Raw genomic sequence first — 19,172 nt, 5'->3', positions numbered from 1 at the left:
AAGTGTTGCTATTTGTAAGATTCTATGTAGTTTTTTATTTTTTCTTTTATGTTTGGAGCTATTATTAAGTGTAAGTGCAAAATAGAAAGCGAAAGCCCGAAATGCTCCAGCTTTGGCAGGTCTTTTTCTGTGATTAGAAGTGAGGTAGCATTTAGCTTTGCGTATTGTTCTAAAATCTCGCTTTTATTGAAGTATGAGTGGTCTTTTAGGGTGATTTTGCCAACTACATTTGGCAGATATGAATCTAGTCTTGATGGATTGGCAATAGCGGTTAAAAATAGCATTCTTTCACTTTTGTTTAGTAGCTCAACCTTTCTTTCATAATCTTTCCCTTCTTCTATTACTATATCTGCATCTTTGTAGGCACTCTTTATTTCCCTGTATCCACCGCTTGGAACGCAAAAATTAAAGTATGGTTCTAATCTTGGCTTTAAGAGAATGTTCAATTTTTTAAAGTTAAATCTAAAGCCATCATCTAAGAACACAAGTTTTGCCCCTAGTTCTTTTGCTTGCAGTATTGCTTGTTGTCTATTTTTGCTGACTATAACATAGCATTGTGGGAGTGATTTTGCTAACATCATTGCCTCATCGCCACTTTCTTCTACGCTTAATAATATTTCTCCTTTTTTGCTTACTATTTGCAATCCCTTGCTTTTGCGTCCATATCCTCTAAGGATAATGCAAGAATCTGGATAGTCTTTTGCTATTTCTATTACAAATGGACTTTTACCACTTCCACCTAAGACTAGATTTCCAACGCTAATTATAGGAATATCAAAATCTTCAAATTTTGCCATTTTTCGTCTAATTGTTGCTATAAATGCGTAAAATATACTAATCGGGAGCAATAATATTGCTAGTATTTTTTGCAGAAAACTTGGTTTATAAAAATATTTTTCTATACCTCTCATTTTAATCCTTAATTTATTTTGGCTATTGTTGGCATTTGTCGTTTGAACTCCATACTTTTGATTCTTGCACATACAAACTTTAATGCTTCCTTGTTTGTTTTGGATTCTAGTGTTTTTATGTCTATGCCTTGTTCTAGTTGTTTTAGAATCTCATCTATCATTGCATAAGAAAATCCAAGTTCTTCTTCATCGCTTTGTCCTTCATAGAAGTCAGCGCTTGGTTTTTTGTCTATTATTGACTTGGGTATATTTAAAAATTTTGCTAGTTTGAAAATGTCTGTTTTGTATATGTCTCCTATTGGATTTATCGCATAAGCTAGGTCGCCATAAATAGTCCCATATCCAAGCATTATCTCACTTTTGTTGCTAGTTCCTATTACAATGGCTTCATTGCTATATGCATAATTGTATAAAATTGACATTCTAAGTCTTGCACATAGGTTGCCCATCTCAATCCCTGTGATATTTTTGTTTAGTGTTTTGCAAAAAGATTCTTGCAGTAACTCTAAACTATAAATACTGCTTTTTATGTCTAGCGTGTCGCATAGTAGTTTTGCGTCATTTAGATGAATTTTAGACGAAGTTTTTGATGGCATTAATATTCCATGTGTATCATTTGGTAAAGCCAACTTGCATAAACTTGCTACAACTGCAGAATCTAAACCACCACTAATTCCAACTACAACACGCTTAAATCCTCTAGATTCTACTTCATTTTTTATAAACTCTACCAAGTTGTTTATAGTTTGCTTATAGTCCAAGCCAAATTTTCCTTATGTAATAATGTTTTATTTAACTTCGGTATTGTATAATTATAAACTTTAAAGCAAGTAATCTTTTATTTGTCTGTTTGTGTAAATAATTGTAGTTTAATTAATTTAAGGAGAGATTATGAATAAGTTGTGTGGAGTTTCGATTGTAGCCTGTAGTTTATTGGGCGGAAGTTTGTTTGCAGCAGATAATTTGGTGGAAATTACTCCTCAAATTGGTGGTAGTTATCATATAAGCAATGACAGATATAAAAACAACATGGATTTGGTATATGGATTGAAGTTTGCAAATAGGGTCTCTAAGGAAGTTTTAGTTGAGGTTGGATATGAATATTCAAATATAGATTATGCCCACAATATTAGTGCTAGTCAAAATAGGTATTATTTGAATCTTGTAAAAGAATTTTACACAGAATCTAGTGTATCCCCTTATATTTTGGGTGGTTTTGGTTATGAGGATTTTAGTAAAAATTTTTACAATATGGACGATGATATGTTTGGTCAATATGGTGTCGGTATTAGATGGGCTATTGCTTCTAATTTCCATTTAAAGACAGAACTTAGGCATTTAATGAGTTTTGATGGAAGAAGTGATATTGTAGCTACTTTAGGCTTTAGTATACCATTTGGCAAATATGTAGAAGAATATGAAGTTGTAGAGATTACAGAAGTGCAAGAAGCACCAAAAGAGCCTGTGTTATCACATATACATACCTTTAAGGTTCAATTCCCATTTGATTCTGCGGTTGTGAATCCTAAATATTATTCAGAAATAAAGGATTTTGCATTATACATGCAAGAAAACAAAGATAAAACAGCAATAATTAGCGGTCATACTGATAGTGTTGGTAGCGATGAGTATAATCAAAGATTATCTGAAAATAGAGCTAAAGCTGTAAAAGAAAAAATAGTGCAAGAAGGAGTTGAATCTTCAAGATTACAAGTTAAGGGATATGGTGAGAGCAGACCTATATCTGATAATAGCACAGCACATGGTAGAATGGAGAATAGAAGAGTTGAAGCCGAAGTTTATAATGTAAAATAAGTGAGTATGTATGCGACCAGTAATAAAACATGATATAGCCGTATATACACCAGATGTAAATCTTGAGATGAAGCAGGCAAAGGAAATATGCGAGATTCTTGTTTCTAATTGTGCTACCATAAGAAGCCTGTCTTTAAAGGCTGTATATTTTTCATTTGAGCATGTGTCTTCATTTGATGAGGGTGCTGTTATCTTAATAGCCAAGTCCTTGTTGGCAATGCAGACTAAAGTTAGTATTGTTGTAGCTTTTGTTGGATACAATGATGAGCAGTTTCCAAAGTTAAAAGCACTATTTCCAAACAAGAGTTTGCCTCTTTTTAGAACAGAAGCAATGGCAAATTTATTGCTTGGATTAAAATTGCCTCCTCTAAACCAAGATATCATATATTATGAACCAGATGGAATGATTCAAACACTTATATCAAAGGAGCTAGAAGCAAAGGGATATAATGTAATTTTTGTAAATAGTGCTGGTGAGTTTTCACAAAAGCGTAAGCAATTTGAGGATAAAGCATTATATATTTATGATATTTATTTTGATGTTATGGGTAATTTTATACCAATTACAATTAATAATGGAATTGTTACCTATACTTTATACAAGAAGGTAGATAAAACCGTTTCTTTATACTTCAATGTTCAAGCACACAATTCAAGGCTAAGAGAGGGTTATAAAATATTTATTTTTGATGCCACTGAAACAACAGATTTTAATTTGGCAGCACTTGATTTTATAATGTCTTTGGCATTAAATAATGTCAAATTTGAAGCATGTATTGCTATATGTGGGTTAAAAGCTCAATTAGATAGGGATAAAGTTGAATTGTGCAATAGAAGTCATGTATTCTTCTTTAATTCTGTTGAGGAGTGTAGATCCAATCCAAAGATACAAGAATTGGCAAAAGAGCATCAAAAGCTAGAACAAAAAAGAAAAGGCTTAACAAAGCATCTAGTAGCACAACTTCCTGTCTTTATAAATGCCGCAGTTGAGACTCTAACTTCTCTTACTGGTGGAGAGGCCAAGAGGACAGATTATAAGGTTACAACATATAATAAAGTTGGTAATGCTGATATTATGGGTGGTATGATTACATTTGAAGGAGATATATCAGGTATAGTAGCATTGTGTCTAAGCAAGGAGTTAGTTCAAGAAGCATCAGTTATGATACTTGGCGAGGAATGTCAAAGTGATGGCGAGTTACTAGATGTTATTTTGGAATTTACAAATATCATAGCAGGTAGGTCTAAAGCAGTGCTATCAGAAAGCAATATATCAATAGGAATTTCGTTGCCAAAAGCATGTAAGAGCGAAGATGAGATTGCAGAGATTCTATCTGATAAACAGGGTGTTCAAATAAATTTATTATTTAACAATAAGCCATTGGTATTATTTTTGGCTCATTAAATATCTCTCTAGGATTATAGAAGCAGCGATGCTATCTATAGTTCCATTTTTTCTATTTTTCTTTATTTCTTTTATTCTTTCTTCTGCTTCAAATGTGCTAAAAGATTCATCTACATAGACTATTTTTATATTGCTTGAAATATCTAATAGTGATACAAAATGCTTAATCCTACGCGTCATTTCTTCTTCTGCATTACCATCTTTTGGGATTCCTATTATTATTATTTTTGGGTTTATGGTTTGTATTATCTTATTTAGCTCATTTGCTGCTTGGTTTCTGTTTTTTCTGATAATTGGATTTAGCGGTATTGCAATCCCTAGTCTATTTTGTGCTATACCTATTCTCTTTAGCCCTATATCAAGCGCAATCATACAACCTCGATTCTACCATTACTACGGATTATTTTGCCGTCTAATTCATATTCAAATATAATATCGCCAAATTTTAAAAGTGCGTCTTCAAAAAATGGATTTGTTTTACAAAATTCTAATATTTCATCACTGCTTTGTTGGCAATCTCCAAAAATATCTTGTATAAATTCGTCTATATCCCATATTACATTTGCTAGATTCTCTTTTATTAGCATTGAAGTGCCTTTGCTTTCATTCATTCTGTGTGGGAAGACATAGATTGGTATGTTGTTGCTTATTGCGTATCTTGCACTTTGCATTGAGCCACTTAGCATATCTGCATATGGGATTATTACTAGCTCTCCTAAGCTAACTACAAGCTTGTTTCTTTCTAAAAATGAAAATCTATGCGGTGTATATGTGGGGCTAAATTGACTTAAGAGTAAAGAATCTTTTTGTATTTGTTTGATTGTCTTTGCATTTGCTTTAGGGTAGATTATATCTAGCGATGATGGAGATACCATTATTGTATTTGGCATAGCATTTATATGGGCTAGAATATCTATGCCTAATGCCCCACCACTAACTATTACGCCACCTTTTTTTGATATTTTATTTGCTATTTCTTTTGTTAGTGCTTGTGCATATGGGTTTGGCTTTCTTGATCCGATTATTGTGAATTTGCGTTTATTTAATAACTCCGTGTTTCCTAGATAGTATATATCTTGTATGCTTTCTTTTAGAGATTCTAGTTCTTTTGGGATGGTATTTAGTTTATTGTGCATTTTGTGTTTTGTATATCACTATATTTGGCACAAAGCCTAAATGCCTATATCCATCACACTCGCAATCCCTTTCAAAATTATCCAATATAGAGTTACTACTATGATTTTGTAATAGCTTTACTAGCTCCAATCCACATCCGAATCTATCTACATATCTCCTAAGTGTCATATTCCAATTTACATCTATTTCATTTAGTGCATTTGATATTTGCTTTAGATATGCTACTTTCATTAGTGAAGCTATTTTATCAATCCAATATGGTATTTCCATATATTCTCCAAAAATAACTATAATATGCTGTGCATTGCCTGCATAGGAGTATGTTTTTGCTTCTTCAAATTTATTTAGAAAATCTTGTGTGAATATTTTAAACTCTTGCAATGAACGCAAAGATTCTATTTCATCTACCATGTTATATACTTTTTTGATGTCTTTATTGTTTATAGCTTCAAAGAAATTTTCTTTTTGTTGCATTGATACTAGTCTTTCTTGTGCGGAACGCTTCAAGTTTGGGAAGCACAAAAGAGTGTCTGCTATTTTTTTGGCTTCGTCATATTTTAGGTCTTTTTCTAGCTCTATTACATTTGTTAGCATTTTTTCGCCAAATATGAGGACTTTTTTGTATAAGTCAGTTTCTCTTAGAAAAGAAAACTGCATTGTCAATGCAAAGTATTCTTTGAAGTTTTGTTGTTTTATTATGCTTTCAGCCTTTGAGAATACATCGCAATTTCTTAGTAGCTGGACTATTAATTCTTTCTTTGGAGTATTTTCAAATGGTGCTAGATGTTGCTCTGCTATTTTGTAATTTGCTTGAGCATTTTCTACTAGGAGTTTTTTAGCATTAGAGAAGGCTTTATTCCATATATTCTCCAATCTTTCATAACTTTGTGTTTTTGCTAAAAATTTTGTGGTTCTCACCATTTCATAAGCTTTTGCATAGTCTTTTTTTTCAATAAAGCTTATAAATTCCTGCACGCCTTCTTTTTGTGATAGATAAAAGTCAAATTCATTTTTTTTGCTCTCATCTACTATAAATGGTGCTACATGAGATACTGCCTCATCTATTTGGTCTTTATTTAGCATATCTATCGCCTCTTGTAGCACACCAGCCCATGCTTCATCGAATTCTTTCATAAGCGGGTGTATGCTTAAAAAAACATTTTCATCTACTGCTTCTCTTGCTTCTTTGTAGTTTTTAGATTCTAGGCTTGTTTTTAGTTTCTCTTCACTTTCTTTGTGGTTTACAACAAGTAGTGTTCCATCAATATAACCAATATATAATAAACCATGTGCAAAGGATATATTAGAGATTCCAGAATAGGTATCTTCTATTTCCATTATTTTGCTATTGTCTTTTGTTGAGATTATATATATTACATTTGAGCGTGTGCCAACTAGGGCAAAATTGCTATCTTTTTGTATTGCTATGCTTGTAGGCCAAAAGGCAAATGGATATTCTTGGGATATGATTTTTCCATCTTTTAGGCTAAATATTATGCTTGAATTATTGCGACATACTAGCATTAGCTTTTCGTCATTATCAAAAAATGCAGAAGATTCTACTACATCGTTTGTAACAAAGTTAAAAATAATCTTATGTCGCAAAATATCAAAAACCATAGTAAATTTATCAAAGCCACTAATTGCTAAAAATTCACTATTTTGCGAAAATGTAATTACAGATATATAATCAGATCTTGCCATTAATGAGCCAAGTGGCAAGAAGCTTTTTGCGTCATAAAAGAATACCCTGCCATCTTGTCCACCTGTTGCAAAGATTTCACCATTTTTTGAAAATCCACATGCTTCAATATCGCCATCATGATCTTCTAGTGTGCTTATATGTTGGACTTTGCCATCTCTAAACTCTAAGATAAATACCTTATGTTCTCCCATAATTGGCACACAACAATAAGCAAAGCGTGAGATTCCAAATGCATGAGAGTATCTATGTGGGGGTTTGGCATGTTTTGTAACTTGCATATTGCCCTTAATTTTTAACGAGCTGTCTATTTCTGTAAGGCGAAATGTATTGTCTATGCAAAATGTAGATTCCCTGCCTTCTACTATGTTTAAAATGCTGCCTTGAAGTCTAATGCTTTCTTTTGGTTTTATCATTCCCAGCCTTGCAACCTTTTAGTTTTGATTTTAGCAATATTTTACTTAATTACTAGCTCGTTTACATATACAAGCTCAACACCAGAATCTTTTATGTAGTTGGTGGCGTTTTTTAGGGCTAGTATAGTTTCTTTGTGTGGGTGTCCTATTGCTATTGCATAGCCTCTTTTTTTGGCTAAGTTTATAGAATCTATTATGTTTTGTGTTATTTTTGGTATATCAAGTTCATTATCTAAAAATATATCTCTTTTTAAAAATACACTCTGACATTTGTTTTGTGGAGTTATATTGTGGTTTGCATAATATTTTGCACTTTGTGTTTTAGAGCTAGTTCTTGAATCTAGAAATGTTATTTTTTCATTATTTAAAATGTCTAGTAATTTTTCTAAAGATTCGTATGTCTGTGTGAATTTGCTACCGGTGTGATTGTTGATATATTCTAAGCGTGGGAAGTCCCTTGTTATTTCATCTATTATTGTTTGCATTTCCTCTTTGGTATTGCTAGTTAGAATCCATCTATGACCTTTTTGGTAGAAGTTTAATGCCTCAAGCGGTAGATGAACCATGAAAAATGGTGCTTGTTTTGCTATTTGTGGCGTGTTTGGCGTAGCTTTACTTCTTGGGAATATTGATGGGGTTAGTTTAAATGGGACGCTCTTTATGTTGTTGTATTGTTGCATTGTGGCTACATCATCTATTATTATTGCTAGTTGAGGTTTAGCCCTATTGCATGAATCTTCATTTGTATTTTGTGTAGATTCTTGTTTTGTTGGCTCTATTGGTTCTTGCTTTATAGTGTTGTTATCTTCTATTTTTGTTGTGTTTGTTTGATTTTGTAAGATTTCTATATTCTCTTTTAAGAAATCTATATTTTTTTCTATTAGTTTTTCATTTGTGCTTGTTAGATTGTTGTCTTCATTTGTAGCTTGAGAATTATTTGAATCTTTAAATTCAGATTCTGTTTGTTTTGTATTTAGTGATGTTATATCCATTAAGGGCAAAATGCTCAAAGCTGACATAATAGCCACTAGAGCGATTGCGATTTTTGTGAGTTTGGTTTTCATTTATTTTTGTAGAAGTATTTCTATTTCAAGTGCATTAAAATTAGAGTTAGAATCTGTTTTTATGTCTATTTTCTCTGCTTTTGTGTATTTTTTGATTACTTCTAAGATTTCTTGTTTCATCATGTCCATATATGGCACATTAATTGTTCTCTCATGTGCAAGAACAAGTGTTAACCTATCTCTTGCGGCTTGTGCTGAAGACTTTTTGTTGCCAAATAATTTATCAATTAAACTCATGAAAATAGCCTCCCAAAGAATCCTTTTTTGCTTTTTAGCTCTAAATAGGGCACTTCTTCTCCTAGGATTCTTCTAGCTATGTTTTGATATGCTTTTGAAGCTTGTGAATCTTTATAAATTATAGGTTCTCCCATATTTGTGGAAGATACTATTTTTTCATCTTCAGGGACTATACCAATTAAAGGTAATGCTAAAATTTTTAGCACATCATCTACGCTTAGCATTTCACCCTTTTCTACCATATCAGGCTTTAGGCGATTTATTATTATGTGTTTTTCGACTTCTTTGCCTTCTTGTGCTTTCTTGCTTTTTGCATCTATTATGCCTATGACCCTATCTGCGTCTCTAACGCTTGATACTTCTGGAGTTGAGATTATAAGTGACATATCAGCTAAAAATATAGAATGCTCAAACCCACCCTCAATCCCAGCAGGAGAATCTAAAAGCACATAATCAAACTCTTCTTTTAGCTTTTCTACTAGATTTGCAACTTTATCTTTGTCAAGTATATTTTTATCTTTGCTTTGACTAGCTGGTAGGAAGTATAGATTTTTTGTTTTTTTATCATTAATTAGTGCTTGAGATAGGTTGCACTCGCCTTCCATGACATTTACTATATCATATACGATTCGATTTTCTAAGCCTAAAATCATATCTAGATTCCTAAGACCTATGTCAAAATCGACTGCTACAACCTTTTTGCCTAAATTTGCTAAGCCTACTGCTAGATTTGCTGTTGTGGTGGATTTACCAACACCACCTTTCCCTGAAGTAATAGTAATAACCTTTGAATCCAAAATAATGCCTTAAGTTTTTGCGAAATTTTAGCTTGTAGTTTGTTAATATAACTTAAAGCTAGTTTTTGTTTAAACTCTCTTGTAGTTCTTCTAGCTTTAGGTATTCTTCTAGTTTTAAATCGCATTCTTCCTTTTTTGCTTCAAGTGTTATTGATAGTTCTTGTAGCTCACTTGTGCTTAGAGTGTTTGAGTATAGTTTATCTTCTATGTGCTTTATTTCTAGCTCTAGCTCTTCTATTTGCTGTGGGAGGGATTCTAAAAGACGCATTTGATGATATGAGAGTTTGCTTTTTTCTTTTTTGATTGGTTCTACTTTTGGCTGTGAGATTGCTATTTCATCGTATTGCTTTAGCTCTTTTTGTATTTCTAAGTATTCTTGGAAGCTTTTATGGCTTTCTATTATTTCTCCATTATTGCCAAATATAAATAATTTTTTAGCAATTTTATCTACAAAATATCTATCATGACTTACTATTATTAAAGCTCCTTCAAAGCTTTGCAAATACTCTTCTAATATATTTATAGTTGGAATATCTAAGTCATTTGTTGGTTCATCTAAAATCAGGCAATCATATTCTTTGGTAAAGAGTAGTGCTAATGCTACACGATTTTTCTCGCCTCCGCTTAATGTGCCTATTTTTTTATCTAAAAATTCTTTTGGAAAGAGGAAGTTTTTAAGATAGCCAAAGACATGCATATTTTTGCCTCTTACATCTATCCTATCTCCGCCAAATGGACAAAATGTCTCTAGCAAATCTTTTGTATCATCTAGCATTTCTCTATGTTGGTCAAAATACCCAATTTTTACATCGCCACTATCAAACTTCCCGCTATCAAACTTTATTCTCCCAAGCATTGCTTTAAGTAGGCTTGATTTTCCTGCTCCATTGCTACCAACTATGGCAATTTTGTCTTTTTGTAAGATTCGTGTAGAGAAGTTTTGTATTAGAATCTTATCTCCAAATGAGAGATTCACCCCTTCAAGCTCAAATAGCATTTTCTTTTTGTTTGTGCCTTCTTCTTGGTTGAAACTTTTTGTTTCTCGCTCTAGCTCTAGTTTCATTTTTCTTATTATAGATGGGTTATTTTTTGCATCTTCTCTCATTTGCATGATTCTAGCTTTGCGTCCTTCATTACGCTTCACTCTAGCTCTAACACCTCGACTTAGCCATTCTTCTTCATATTTTAGATGTTTTAGCAGTGTTTCATGCTCCTTTGCTAGGTTTTCTAGCAGTATTTGTTTGCTTCTTAGATAATCTCCATAGCCACCTTTGAATCTCCGTATATTGCAGTCTTCTACTTCAATAATGCTATTTGCTACTCTATCTATAAAATATCTATCATGGCTTATAAAGATTAAAGTCCATCTCTCTTTTGTTAATAATTCTTCTAAAAACTCCACCATTTGCACATCTAGGTGGTTTGTTGGTTCATCAAGCAGTAAAATATCTGGTTTTTTTAATAATAAACAAGCTAGTCCAACTCTCTTTTGCTCACCACCACTTAGGAGATTTGCGAATTTAGTTTCTAGCTCTTTAAGCTTAAATGAATCTAGAATCTTGTCTATTTTATTGTCTAAATCCCATGCTTCATGGTGGTCTATATATGTGCTAAGTTCTGCTTGAATCTTTAGCAGATTCTTGTCATTTGGATTATTTTGTAGGGCTTTATTTGTTTCTTCTAGTTGATTTTTTGCATTTATTATCTCGCTAAGGGATTCTAATATCGCCTCTCTTACGCTTTGACCTTCTTTAAAGTTTGCTTGTTGAGATAGATACTTAATCTCTGGTGTGCCCTTTAAGATTCTATTCCCACTATCTTGCTCCAAACTTCCATGTAAAATTTTTAATAGAGTTGATTTTCCTGCACCATTTTTTCCTATTATGGCAACCATCTCTCCTTCTTGTATGTTAAGTGATACATCTTTTAATATTGGTTTATAGTCGTATTGTTTGGATATATTTTGCAGAGAAATGCTAGTCATTTTTAGCCTTGTTTTGTGGCATTAGAAGTAAAATTATGCAACATACAAAAATTGCTAGCGATAAAAGCTGTCCTTGAGTTATGAAGTTAAATGCTATAAAGCCAAGTTGTGAATCTGGTTCTCTAAAAAACTCTGCAACAAATCTTGCTATGGAGTATAAGATTCCATATAGTATGCTTATTTGTCCAACAAACTTCGCCTTTTTACGGAATGCAAATAATATTATAAATACCAACAATCCTTCCAAGATTGCTTCATATAGTTGGCTTGGGTGTCGTAAGATCCCATCTACATAGATACCAAATATACTTGTGGTCTCTCGCCCTACTAATTCTTGGTTTAAGAAATTTCCGATTCGTCCAAATACATATCCTAAAGGTATGCTAAGACATGCTAAATCAGTGAATAGCCAAAAATTTACCTTTTTTGCCTTTGCAAAGATAAATGAAGCTATCAAAAATCCAATTACCGCTCCATGGAAACTCATGCCCCTAATGCCTACAAAATTCCCATTTGTATCAAATGGATTAAAAATTTGCCATGGATTTAGCAGATAATACAAAGCATAAGGGTCATAAAAAATAATATATCCTAATCTTGCGCCTAAGATTACTCCAATTTCAACCCAAATAAAGTAGCTATCAAGCATAGAATTTGAAATAGGATATGAATCTTTCTTTACAATCCATTTTGCCACCATTAAAGCCACTAAAAGGGCTAAGACATACATTATCCCATACCAATGCACAGGCACAAAAAAAGTAAATGCAACAGGATCAAATAGGTTGTATATATTCTTCCAATCTTCCATCTATTACCTCTAAAAATTCGCTAAAGCCAAGCTTTACTATATTACTATAAAGAAGCGGACTTTCTATAAATAAGTGGAGCTTAAAGTCATTTTTTCTTGCTAACTTTAGCCAATATCCTAAGATATAAAAGCTTATTTCCTTTGCTTGTGGAATCCCAAAATAAACCTCGTTAATTCCATTTTTTCTCATTTTTTCAATTAGTGCTTTTATGTCGTGATAATCGCTTATTTCTTTAATTTTGCCTCTTAGCATAAATGCGTTGTCTTGTATTTTTTCTATTCTCATGGGAATAATTTTAACAAAAAAATCTGCTAAAATTGTTGCATAGTGATTAATATATAGGGGTTGTTTTGGATAAGTTTGCAATTTTTGGTGCCAGCGGACATGGACGAGTTATTTTTGATATGATAGTTAGCAATGGCTTTATTGTGAAATACATAATAGACGATAATCCGCAAAATAAAACGATAAGCAAAATCCCTGCTATAAGTAGAGAGGAATTCTTAAGCTTAAAAGATACTTCTATTTGCATTGCATTAGGGGTAGGGGATAATTTCTTGCGTAAAAATTTATATAAATTTTTTAGCAAAATGGGCTTTAGTTTGCCAAGCATTATTCATAAAAGTGCTATTATCTCTCCTAGTGCGATTATTAATGAGGCTTGTGTGGTAATGCCAAATGTAGTTGTAAATGCAAATGCATTAGTTAAAAGAGGTGCAATTTTAAACACTTCTTGTGTGCTAGAGCATGATTGCATTGTGGGTGAGTTTTCTCATCTTTCGCCAAACTCTACTCTATGTGGGGCGGTGAAAGTAGGGAATCTTAGCCATATTGGTGCAGGGACTACTATTATACCTACTAAAAGTGTGGGAGATAATTGTGTAGTTGGTGCAGGAAGTGTAGTAATTAGTGATATAAAAAGTAATACAAAAATAGTAGGCAATCCAGCAAAAAAGGAGTTAAGATGAGTTTTAGAATCTTTTTATCACCACCACAAATGGGAAAAAATGAGCAAAAATATGTTGATGAAGCATTTAGGAGTAATTATATTGCGCCTTTAGGAGAATTTGTAAATAGATTCGAAAAAGATGCTATGAGTTATACAAAATCTTCAAATGCATTAGCTTTAAATAGCGGAACTTCTGCGTTGCATTTAGCTTTAAGAGTGAGTGGGATTAAAAGTGGTGATTATATTTTAGCCTCAAGTTTTACTTTTATTGGCTCTATTGATGCAATTCTCTATGAGGGTGCAATTCCGGTGTTTATCGATAGTGATGAAGATTGCTGGAATCTCTCTCCTAAGCTTTTAGAAGAAGCATGTGAGAAGCTAAAAAGAGATGGAAACTATCCAAAAGCTTTGATTGTTACGCATTTGTATGGACAATGTGCAAAGCTAGATGAAATTAGCGAAATTTGTAAAAAATACAATGTGCTATTAATTGAAGATGCAGCAGAATCTCTAGGAGCATTTTATAAAGGCTCTCATACAGGGGCAATAGGAGAGTTTGGTGCATTGTCCTTTAATGGTAATAAAATTATTACAACAAGTGGTGGAGGAATGCTTTTAGGCAAGAATGAAGAGCTTATGCAAAAGGCGAGATTCTACTCCACTCAAGCTAGAGAAAATTTGCCATATTATGAGCATAAAGACTATGGGTATAATTATAGGCTTAGCAATATTTGTGCTGCTATTGGTGTTGGGCAACTAGAAGAAATTGAAAGCAAAGTGCAAAAAAGAAGAGAGATTTTTTCGTGGTATGAAGAATTGTTAAAAGGTTTAGAAGTAGAGTTTATGCCAGAGTTAAAGGATACAAGAGGTAATAGGTGGCTTACAACGCTAAGCTTTAAAAATGGCAAAATAAATCCATTTAAACTAGTAGATTTTTTAGCTACAAAAGGCATTGAAAGTCGTCCTTTGTGGAAACCTATGCACCTCCAACCACTCTTTAAAGATAGTCTTAGCTTTAGTAATGGAGTAAGTGAGAATCTCTTTAAAAGCGGGATTTGTCTTCCAAGTGGTGGGGCATTATTAAGAAGCGATATTGAAGAGATTTGCTCTTTTGTTTTAGATTTTGTCAAAAGGGTTTAAGTGCTAAAGTCAAGATTATTCCGCCCAAGCAACACAAAAAGAATAATATTCTTTGTGCTTGTAGATGTTTTGGTGTCTTATTTTACTTTGCTACTAGCATATGATTTAAGATTTTCCTTTCAGGTGCCACTAGAATTTAGCAAAAATGTGATTTTTGCGTTTATCTCTTTGATAGCCTTAAAGGTTATAGCATTAAGTGTGTTTAAAATTTATCTTGTGCCATGGAGATTCTTTGGGCTTAGTGAAGCATTAAAGCTTCTTTATGCACATTTAGTGAGTTATAGTATTTTTGGTATTTTGGTGTTTTTTGGCTTGTTTGCGGACTTCCCACTAAGTGTTGTGATGATTGATTTTGTGCTTTCTTCTATTTTTATAGGAGGATTTAGAATCTCTAAGCGGACATATTTAGAAAACTCTCCTAAAAACTCCCCAAAACCAGCTTTAATCTTTGGGGCAAATACACAAAGTGCAACTCTTATAAAAAGTGCATTAAATGGCGAACTCCCCTTTTATCCTCTAGCAATCATTGATGAAGATATTAAAGAGCAGGGAAACTATATCTCAAACTTAAAGGTCTATCCAAAAAGTGCCATAAAAGAGCTAATGGAGAAGCATAGTATTAAAAGTGTGATTTTGACTAAAAGCTATGCAAAGCCACCTTTAGAAAATCTTTTTAACGAACTAAAACAAATAGGAATCGAAGAGGTAAAAATAGCCTCCATGTTAAAAGATGACGCACCGCTAGAGGATATTTCTATTGAAGATTTACTCTCGCGTCCTAGTAAGGATTTAGATAAAGAAGTAATAGCAAACTTCATAAGTGGCAAAAAGGTGCTAATAACGGGTGCAGGTGGCAGTATAGGAAGCGAGATTGTAAGGCAGTGTGTTAGCTTTGGAGCTAAAAGGGTTATCTTAGTAGAACATAGTGAATATAATCTTTATGCAATCACAGAAGAGCTAACAAAAAATAATCCTCTAGGGAAGCTAAATGCTAATCAGCCTTTGCGTCCTGTAATGTTATCAATTTTAGAGAGAGAAAGACTACAAAAGCTCCTAGATGAAGAAAGACCTGATATTGTTATGCATGCAGCAGCTTATAAGCATGTGCCACTTTGTGAATACAATCAAAAAAGTGCGATTGAAAACAATATCATTGGTTCAAAAAATGTAATAGATTGTGCAATAGAATCTAAAGTGCCAAAAATTGTGATTATCTCCACTGATAAAGCTGTGCGTCCTACAAATGTAATGGGTGCAACTAAGCGTGTGGTGGAGCTTTATGCACAAAATGTAGATTCCAAGCAAAGCGAGATTGTAGCAGTTAGATTTGGCAATGTGCTTGGATCTTCTGGTTCTGTTGTGCCAAAGTTTAAAGCTCAAATCCAAAGTGGAGGCCCCATAACCGTAACCCACCCTGATATTACAAGGTATTTTATGCTTATACCTGAAGCTTGTAGGCTAGTGCTTCAAGCAGCCTCTATTGCTAAAGGTGGAGAGATATTTATCCTTGATATGGGAGAGCCTGTAAAAATCGTGGATTTAGCCAAAAATATGTTAAGGCTTTATGGCAAAGAAAATGAGATAGAAATAGTATTTAGCGGACTAAGACCGGGAGAGAAGCTTTATGAAGAGCTACTAATAGGAGAGAGTGAGGGCAAGACAAAATATCCATCAATCCAAGTAGCACGCCCCACAGAATACGATATAGATAAGCTAAATAAAGATATTTTAGAGCTTTTAGAATGTGAAAATAAAGTTTCTAAACTTAAAGAAATCGTAGTGGAGTTTAACCACAATGCAGGATAAAAATATTGCTATTATTGTCTCTTCACTCTCTATGGGAGGGGCTGAGAGGGTTGCTTCTTTTTTGGCAAACAATCTGCCATTTAATATTACTCTTATCGTATGGAGCGATAAGAATAGATTCTATACAATAAATGAGAATGTAAAATTATGTGTAATAGGACATAAAAGAGGGATTCTTGGCGGACTTGGTGCAAATTTTTCTAAAATTTTAGCCCTTGTTAGGATTTTTAAAGAACAAAAAATAAATCTAGTAATTAGCCTAATTCATCAAACAAATATCCTAAGTATCATCGCTTCTAAAATTGCCAAGATAAAAATCATAGCCACAGAACATAGTATTTATGAGAGCCTAGAACAACAAAAAGCTTGGTTTTTCTTGCGTAAGATAATCTATCCTTATGCAAATTGTGTTACTATGCTTACAAGCAAAGATTTGCAAAACTACTCTTTTTTGCAAAATGTATGCGTTATGCCAAACCCTATTGAGCTAGAAAAAGAAGAACTAAAAGATTATAGTGCATATAAGCCTTATATTCTAAGTGCAGGGAGAATGATAGAGAGTAAGCATTTTGATGAGCTAATAGAAGCGTTTGTTAAATTTAACAAAAAGCATAAAGAATACTCACTTCTTCTAGCAGGAGATGGGGCTTTAAAGGAGGGCTTAGAGGAAAATGCTAAGAATCTTGGGGTAAAGATAGTGTTTTTAGGGAAACAAAAAAATCTATACAGCTTCTATAAACAAGCAGAATTCTTTGCACTAAGCAGTCATAAAGAGGGGCTTAGTAATGTATTAATCGAATCTTTGATGTGTGGGATTCCAGTTGTTAGTTATGATTGTCCTTATGGACCAGGAGAGATTATAGAGCATGGTGTAAATGGGCTTTTAGTAAAGCTTGGAGATGTAGAAGGGCTAAGTGAAGCTTTTTGCCAAATGGCAGTGCAAAAAGATATTTTGAAACAACAAGCCCCAAATATTAAAGAGCGTTTTGGCAAAGAAGTTGTGCTAGAAAAGTGGGAGAAGCTAATTTTATCCTTTTTTGATAAACAACAATAAAGAACCAAATATAATTAAAATAGCACCGCCCCATTGCCACAGATTCAAGCTTTCATCTAAAATCATAAGTGATAGTAATATTGCTACTAGTGGTTCTATCATGCCTAAAATAGCAGTTTTGGTTACACCTAGTTTTGACATTCCAAAAAAATAAGCCATCATGGAAAATAGGGTAGATATAAATGTTAGCCCAAGAAGCGAGGTTATCCCTATATAGTTAATCGAATCTATATTTATGTCCCCTGTAAGCATGAATGATACAAGCATAACCAAAGAAGCAAACAAGCATATATAAAAGCTACAAAGGACAGATGAGATACCAGAGGCTATTTGTTTGCTAAATACCACATATAATCCGTAAAATAAAGCACCAATTAAAGATAGAACAACACCAAAATAATCTAAAGTTAAGTTTTGCGGAATCTTTAAGACTAAAACTAAGCCCAAAAAGCAAAGCAAAAGAGAGACAAGTGTAGTGGGCTTTAGCTTATCTTTTAGAAAAATAATGGCAATAAGTGCGACTATAATTGGATAAATGTGGTATAAAAGCACGGATAAAGAGGCTGGAATAAAGCGTAAAGATTCTAAATACGCCCAAGCTTGTGCTACATATATGATACCGCCAAGCATAAAGAAATGCAGAAGTTTTAGTTTTGGTAGCTTTAGGGGTATTTTTCTAAAATATATCCATGCTAAAAGTAATATCGCACTAAAGAAAAATCTAAAAAATAAAATAAACTCACTATTAAAGCCATTATTTTGTGCTAGAACAGTCCATATAGGCATTATCCCATATGCGATACTTGCACTGCTTATCCATAAAATTCCTATTTGCTCTTTACTCATTGTATTATTATATTATTTTTGAAGTAGCCTTGTTTTTTTTTGATTTAATTTTCAATGTTCATTAGTGCTTTATGGTGGTTTTTGATTATGACTTTGTTGAATAATTTTCCTTGTGATAAGTGTGGGTTGTGTTGTAGGAATATATCTAAAATTACTGATTTAAAAGAGTTGATTTAGGAAATGGTGTGTGCAAGTTTTTAGACACACAAAACAATACATGCACAATCCATAATCATAGACCAGAAATTTGCAGAATTGATGTTATGTATGAGAAGGTGTATAAACAGCACTTTGATGTGCTTGAGTTTTATACATTAAAATATCGAGGCTTGCAATCTTTTAAAGCACAAATAGAACATAATAAATTAATAAAAAAGGGGGCAATATGCCATTACCATTGATACCGGTACTACTTGGAGGAGCAGCACTAGCAAGTGCAGCATTTGGATTGAAAAAAGGCTATGATGCTTATTGTCAGTGGCTTGATTGTTGGGGTTTATTCTTGTAGAAGAAGCAATAGAGAAGTTTTTGTTATCTGTTCCTATAATTGTCCCATTTGCAAATGTTGTTACAAATATTTTTGTAGGAACACTTACTGGGATAGCCATTGCAATGGCTATGTATTGGCTAGATGAAATGGGCAAAAGTAAATCACAGCTTAGATATGAAGCAATATCTAGGCTTGTAGCAGAAAAATTGCCTGCAATCATAAAAGAAAGAGAAGAGTTGGAGTTATTAATTGATGAGAATCATAAAAGTATGCTAGAAATTATTGAGCTGTCTTTGTCAGGCTTTGAGGAGGCTGTTAGCTCAAGAAATAAAAAAGGAATCTTTAGATTCTTAAATAAGATTCATAAACTACAAAAAGGGAGAGAATTGGAAGTTAAGGATATAAAAGATGTAAAAGCTATCCTAGAACAACCAAATCGCACTTGGAAGCTCAAATGGTAAGTGCTATTTGGGTGCGAGTGAGTGTAAATTAATATTTTGATTCTATCTAAACTAAAATGTTAATATTTTCTTAAGCTTCTTTCGTTATACTTTCATTCCTTTTTTGTTGATTTTTCTTTATGAGCTTTCAATAATAAAGAGGTGTT

The 19,172-nt window shown here is 33.0% G+C and carries 20 protein-coding genes and 1 pseudogene; 9 read left to right on the top strand and 12 right to left on the bottom strand.

The window, feature by feature from the left end:
* Nucleotides 1–8: 8 nt before the first annotated feature.
* Nucleotides 9–911 carry a tetraacyldisaccharide 4'-kinase gene (locus PF021_RS08085; protein ID WP_271021984.1) on the bottom strand — a complete coding sequence of 301 codons (903 nt, stop codon included), beginning with the start codon at nucleotides 909–911 and terminating at the stop codon, nucleotides 9–11.
* 8 nt (nucleotides 912–919) lie between these two features.
* Complete coding sequence (locus tag PF021_RS08080; protein WP_271021983.1) at nucleotides 920–1,672, bottom strand: NAD+ synthase; 753 nt, start codon at nucleotides 1,670–1,672, stop codon at nucleotides 920–922.
* A 130-nt stretch (nucleotides 1,673–1,802) separates the two neighbouring features.
* Here PF021_RS08080 and PF021_RS08075 point away from each other — a divergent pair, with 130 nt between their 5' ends.
* Both PF021_RS08075 and PF021_RS08070 read left to right on the top strand, forming a co-directional pair.
* Nucleotides 1,803–2,726 carry an OmpA family protein gene (locus PF021_RS08075; protein WP_271021982.1) on the top strand — a complete coding sequence of 308 codons (924 nt, stop codon included), beginning with the start codon at nucleotides 1,803–1,805 and terminating at the stop codon, nucleotides 2,724–2,726.
* A 10-nt stretch (nucleotides 2,727–2,736) separates the two neighbouring features.
* Nucleotides 2,737–4,131, top strand: a complete 1,395-nt coding sequence (locus PF021_RS08070; RefSeq protein ID WP_271021981.1) for a chemotaxis protein CheX — start codon at nucleotides 2,737–2,739, stop codon at nucleotides 4,129–4,131.
* On the opposite strand, the gene ruvX is transcribed toward PF021_RS08070, so the two are convergent.
* From ruvX to PF021_RS08025, 9 genes are all read right to left on the bottom strand, one after another.
* On the bottom strand, nucleotides 4,114–4,503 hold the full coding sequence (gene ruvX, locus PF021_RS08065; protein WP_271021980.1) for a Holliday junction resolvase RuvX: 390 nt from the start codon (nucleotides 4,501–4,503) through the stop codon (nucleotides 4,114–4,116). The two genes, PF021_RS08070 and ruvX, sit on opposite strands and share 18 nt — an antisense overlap.
* Nucleotides 4,500–5,267, bottom strand: a complete 768-nt coding sequence (locus tag PF021_RS08060; protein WP_271021979.1) for a DNA-processing protein DprA — start codon at nucleotides 5,265–5,267, stop codon at nucleotides 4,500–4,502. The genes ruvX and PF021_RS08060 overlap by 4 nt, the downstream gene beginning before the upstream one ends.
* Nucleotides 5,257–7,386 (bottom strand): WD40 repeat domain-containing protein, encoded by a 2,130-nt coding sequence (locus PF021_RS08055; protein WP_271021978.1) that lies wholly within the window; start codon nucleotides 7,384–7,386, stop codon nucleotides 5,257–5,259. Before PF021_RS08055 ends, PF021_RS08060 begins: the two co-directional genes overlap by 11 nt.
* A gap of 41 nt (nucleotides 7,387–7,427) precedes the next feature.
* Nucleotides 7,428–8,378 carry a divergent polysaccharide deacetylase family protein gene (locus PF021_RS08050; protein ID WP_271021977.1) on the bottom strand — a complete coding sequence of 317 codons (951 nt, stop codon included), beginning with the start codon at nucleotides 8,376–8,378 and terminating at the stop codon, nucleotides 7,428–7,430.
* A 72-nt stretch (nucleotides 8,379–8,450) separates the two neighbouring features.
* Nucleotides 8,451–8,687, bottom strand: coding sequence for a cell division topological specificity factor MinE (gene minE, locus PF021_RS08045; protein ID WP_271021976.1), 237 nt, complete (start codon nucleotides 8,685–8,687; stop codon nucleotides 8,451–8,453).
* Nucleotides 8,684–9,484: a septum site-determining protein MinD gene (gene minD / locus PF021_RS08040; RefSeq protein ID WP_271021975.1), complete on the bottom strand. Its 801-nt coding sequence runs from the start codon at nucleotides 9,482–9,484 to the stop codon at nucleotides 8,684–8,686. Before minD ends, minE begins: the two co-directional genes overlap by 4 nt.
* Nucleotides 9,485–9,542: 58 nt before the next feature.
* Nucleotides 9,543–11,468 (bottom strand): ribosomal protection-like ABC-F family protein, encoded by a 1,926-nt coding sequence (gene abc-f, locus PF021_RS08035; RefSeq protein ID WP_271021974.1) that lies wholly within the window; start codon nucleotides 11,466–11,468, stop codon nucleotides 9,543–9,545.
* Entirely contained in the window at nucleotides 11,461–12,279 is an 819-nt protein-coding gene (gene lgt, locus PF021_RS08030) for a prolipoprotein diacylglyceryl transferase (protein ID WP_271021973.1), read from the bottom strand. Before lgt ends, abc-f begins: the two co-directional genes overlap by 8 nt.
* Nucleotides 12,245–12,565: a hypothetical protein gene (locus PF021_RS08025; protein WP_271021972.1), complete on the bottom strand. Its 321-nt coding sequence runs from the start codon at nucleotides 12,563–12,565 to the stop codon at nucleotides 12,245–12,247. The genes lgt and PF021_RS08025 overlap by 35 nt, the downstream gene beginning before the upstream one ends.
* 65 nt (nucleotides 12,566–12,630) lie before the next feature.
* Between PF021_RS08025 and PF021_RS08020 the strand changes: the two genes are divergently transcribed.
* Genes PF021_RS08020 through PF021_RS08005 form a run of 4 tightly spaced genes read left to right on the top strand, consistent with a single transcriptional unit; the run spans nucleotide 12,631 to nucleotide 17,229 of the window.
* Nucleotides 12,631–13,248, top strand: coding sequence for an acetyltransferase (locus tag PF021_RS08020; RefSeq protein ID WP_271021971.1), 618 nt, complete (start codon nucleotides 12,631–12,633; stop codon nucleotides 13,246–13,248).
* Nucleotides 13,245–14,369, top strand: a complete 1,125-nt coding sequence (locus PF021_RS08015) for an aminotransferase class I/II-fold pyridoxal phosphate-dependent enzyme (RefSeq protein ID WP_271021970.1) — start codon at nucleotides 13,245–13,247, stop codon at nucleotides 14,367–14,369. The genes PF021_RS08020 and PF021_RS08015 overlap by 4 nt, the downstream gene beginning before the upstream one ends.
* Nucleotides 14,370–16,175: a UDP-N-acetylglucosamine 4,6-dehydratase (configuration-retaining) gene (gene pglF, locus PF021_RS08010; protein WP_271021969.1), complete on the top strand. Its 1,806-nt coding sequence runs from the start codon at nucleotides 14,370–14,372 to the stop codon at nucleotides 16,173–16,175.
* Nucleotides 16,165–17,229, top strand: coding sequence for a glycosyltransferase (locus PF021_RS08005; protein ID WP_271021968.1), 1,065 nt, complete (start codon nucleotides 16,165–16,167; stop codon nucleotides 17,227–17,229). Before pglF ends, PF021_RS08005 begins: the two co-directional genes overlap by 11 nt.
* On the opposite strand, the gene PF021_RS08000 is transcribed toward PF021_RS08005, so the two are convergent.
* On the bottom strand, nucleotides 17,203–18,075 hold the full coding sequence (locus PF021_RS08000; RefSeq protein ID WP_271021967.1) for a DMT family transporter: 873 nt from the start codon (nucleotides 18,073–18,075) through the stop codon (nucleotides 17,203–17,205). The two genes, PF021_RS08005 and PF021_RS08000, sit on opposite strands and share 27 nt — an antisense overlap.
* A gap of 87 nt (nucleotides 18,076–18,162) precedes the next feature.
* On the opposite strand from PF021_RS08000, the pseudogene PF021_RS08660 reads away from it, so the two are divergent.
* The 3 genes and pseudogenes from PF021_RS08660 to PF021_RS07985 all read left to right on the top strand — a co-directional run bounded on the left by PF021_RS08660 (nucleotide 18,163) and on the right by PF021_RS07985 (nucleotide 19,026).
* Nucleotides 18,163–18,429 (top strand): annotated as a pseudogene (locus PF021_RS08660) (YkgJ family cysteine cluster protein).
* A 31-nt stretch (nucleotides 18,430–18,460) separates the two neighbouring features.
* Complete coding sequence (locus PF021_RS07990; protein ID WP_271021965.1) at nucleotides 18,461–18,583, top strand: hypothetical protein; 123 nt, start codon at nucleotides 18,461–18,463, stop codon at nucleotides 18,581–18,583.
* Nucleotides 18,565–19,026, top strand: coding sequence for a hypothetical protein (locus PF021_RS07985; protein WP_271021964.1), 462 nt, complete (start codon nucleotides 18,565–18,567; stop codon nucleotides 19,024–19,026). Before PF021_RS07990 ends, PF021_RS07985 begins: the two co-directional genes overlap by 19 nt.
* Nucleotides 19,027–19,172: the final 146 nt, after the last annotated feature.

This window comes from Helicobacter ibis (genome assembly GCF_027859255.1).
Lineage (GTDB): Bacteria > Campylobacterota > Campylobacteria > Campylobacterales > Helicobacteraceae > Helicobacter_D > Helicobacter_D ibis.
Note: the sequence above shows the minus strand (reverse complement) of the source record. Positions and strands in the feature narration are given on the sequence as shown.

What these genes read in the sequence shown, in the direction of transcription:
- PF021_RS08085 (WP_271021984.1), bottom strand. Translation starts at nt 911, where the DNA reads ATGAGAGGTATAGAAAAATATTTTTATAAACCAAGTTTTCTGCAAAAA.
- PF021_RS08075 (WP_271021982.1), top strand. Translation starts at nt 1,803, where the DNA reads ATGAATAAGTTGTGTGGAGTTTCGATTGTAGCCTGTAGTTTATTGGGC.
- PF021_RS08070 (WP_271021981.1), top strand. Translation starts at nt 2,737, where the DNA reads ATGCGACCAGTAATAAAACATGATATAGCCGTATATACACCAGATGTA.
- ruvX (WP_271021980.1), bottom strand. Translation starts at nt 4,503, where the DNA reads ATGATTGCGCTTGATATAGGGCTAAAGAGAATAGGTATAGCACAAAAT.
- PF021_RS08060 (WP_271021979.1), bottom strand. Translation starts at nt 5,267, where the DNA reads ATGCACAATAAACTAAATACCATCCCAAAAGAACTAGAATCTCTAAAA.
- PF021_RS08055 (WP_271021978.1), bottom strand. Translation starts at nt 7,386, where the DNA reads ATGATAAAACCAAAAGAAAGCATTAGACTTCAAGGCAGCATTTTAAAC.
- PF021_RS08050 (WP_271021977.1), bottom strand. Translation starts at nt 8,378, where the DNA reads ATGGATATAACATCACTAAATACAAAACAAACAGAATCTGAATTTAAA.
- minE (WP_271021976.1), bottom strand. Translation starts at nt 8,687, where the DNA reads ATGAGTTTAATTGATAAATTATTTGGCAACAAAAAGTCTTCAGCACAA.
- abc-f (WP_271021974.1), bottom strand. Translation starts at nt 11,468, where the DNA reads ATGACTAGCATTTCTCTGCAAAATATATCCAAACAATACGACTATAAA.
- lgt (WP_271021973.1), bottom strand. Translation starts at nt 12,279, where the DNA reads ATGGAAGATTGGAAGAATATATACAACCTATTTGATCCTGTTGCATTT.
- PF021_RS08025 (WP_271021972.1), bottom strand. Translation starts at nt 12,565, where the DNA reads ATGAGAATAGAAAAAATACAAGACAACGCATTTATGCTAAGAGGCAAA.
- PF021_RS08015 (WP_271021970.1), top strand. Translation starts at nt 13,245, where the DNA reads ATGAGTTTTAGAATCTTTTTATCACCACCACAAATGGGAAAAAATGAG.
- PF021_RS08005 (WP_271021968.1), top strand. Translation starts at nt 16,165, where the DNA reads ATGCAGGATAAAAATATTGCTATTATTGTCTCTTCACTCTCTATGGGA.
- PF021_RS08000 (WP_271021967.1), bottom strand. Translation starts at nt 18,075, where the DNA reads ATGAGTAAAGAGCAAATAGGAATTTTATGGATAAGCAGTGCAAGTATC.
- PF021_RS07990 (WP_271021965.1), top strand. Translation starts at nt 18,461, where the DNA reads ATGCCATTACCATTGATACCGGTACTACTTGGAGGAGCAGCACTAGCA.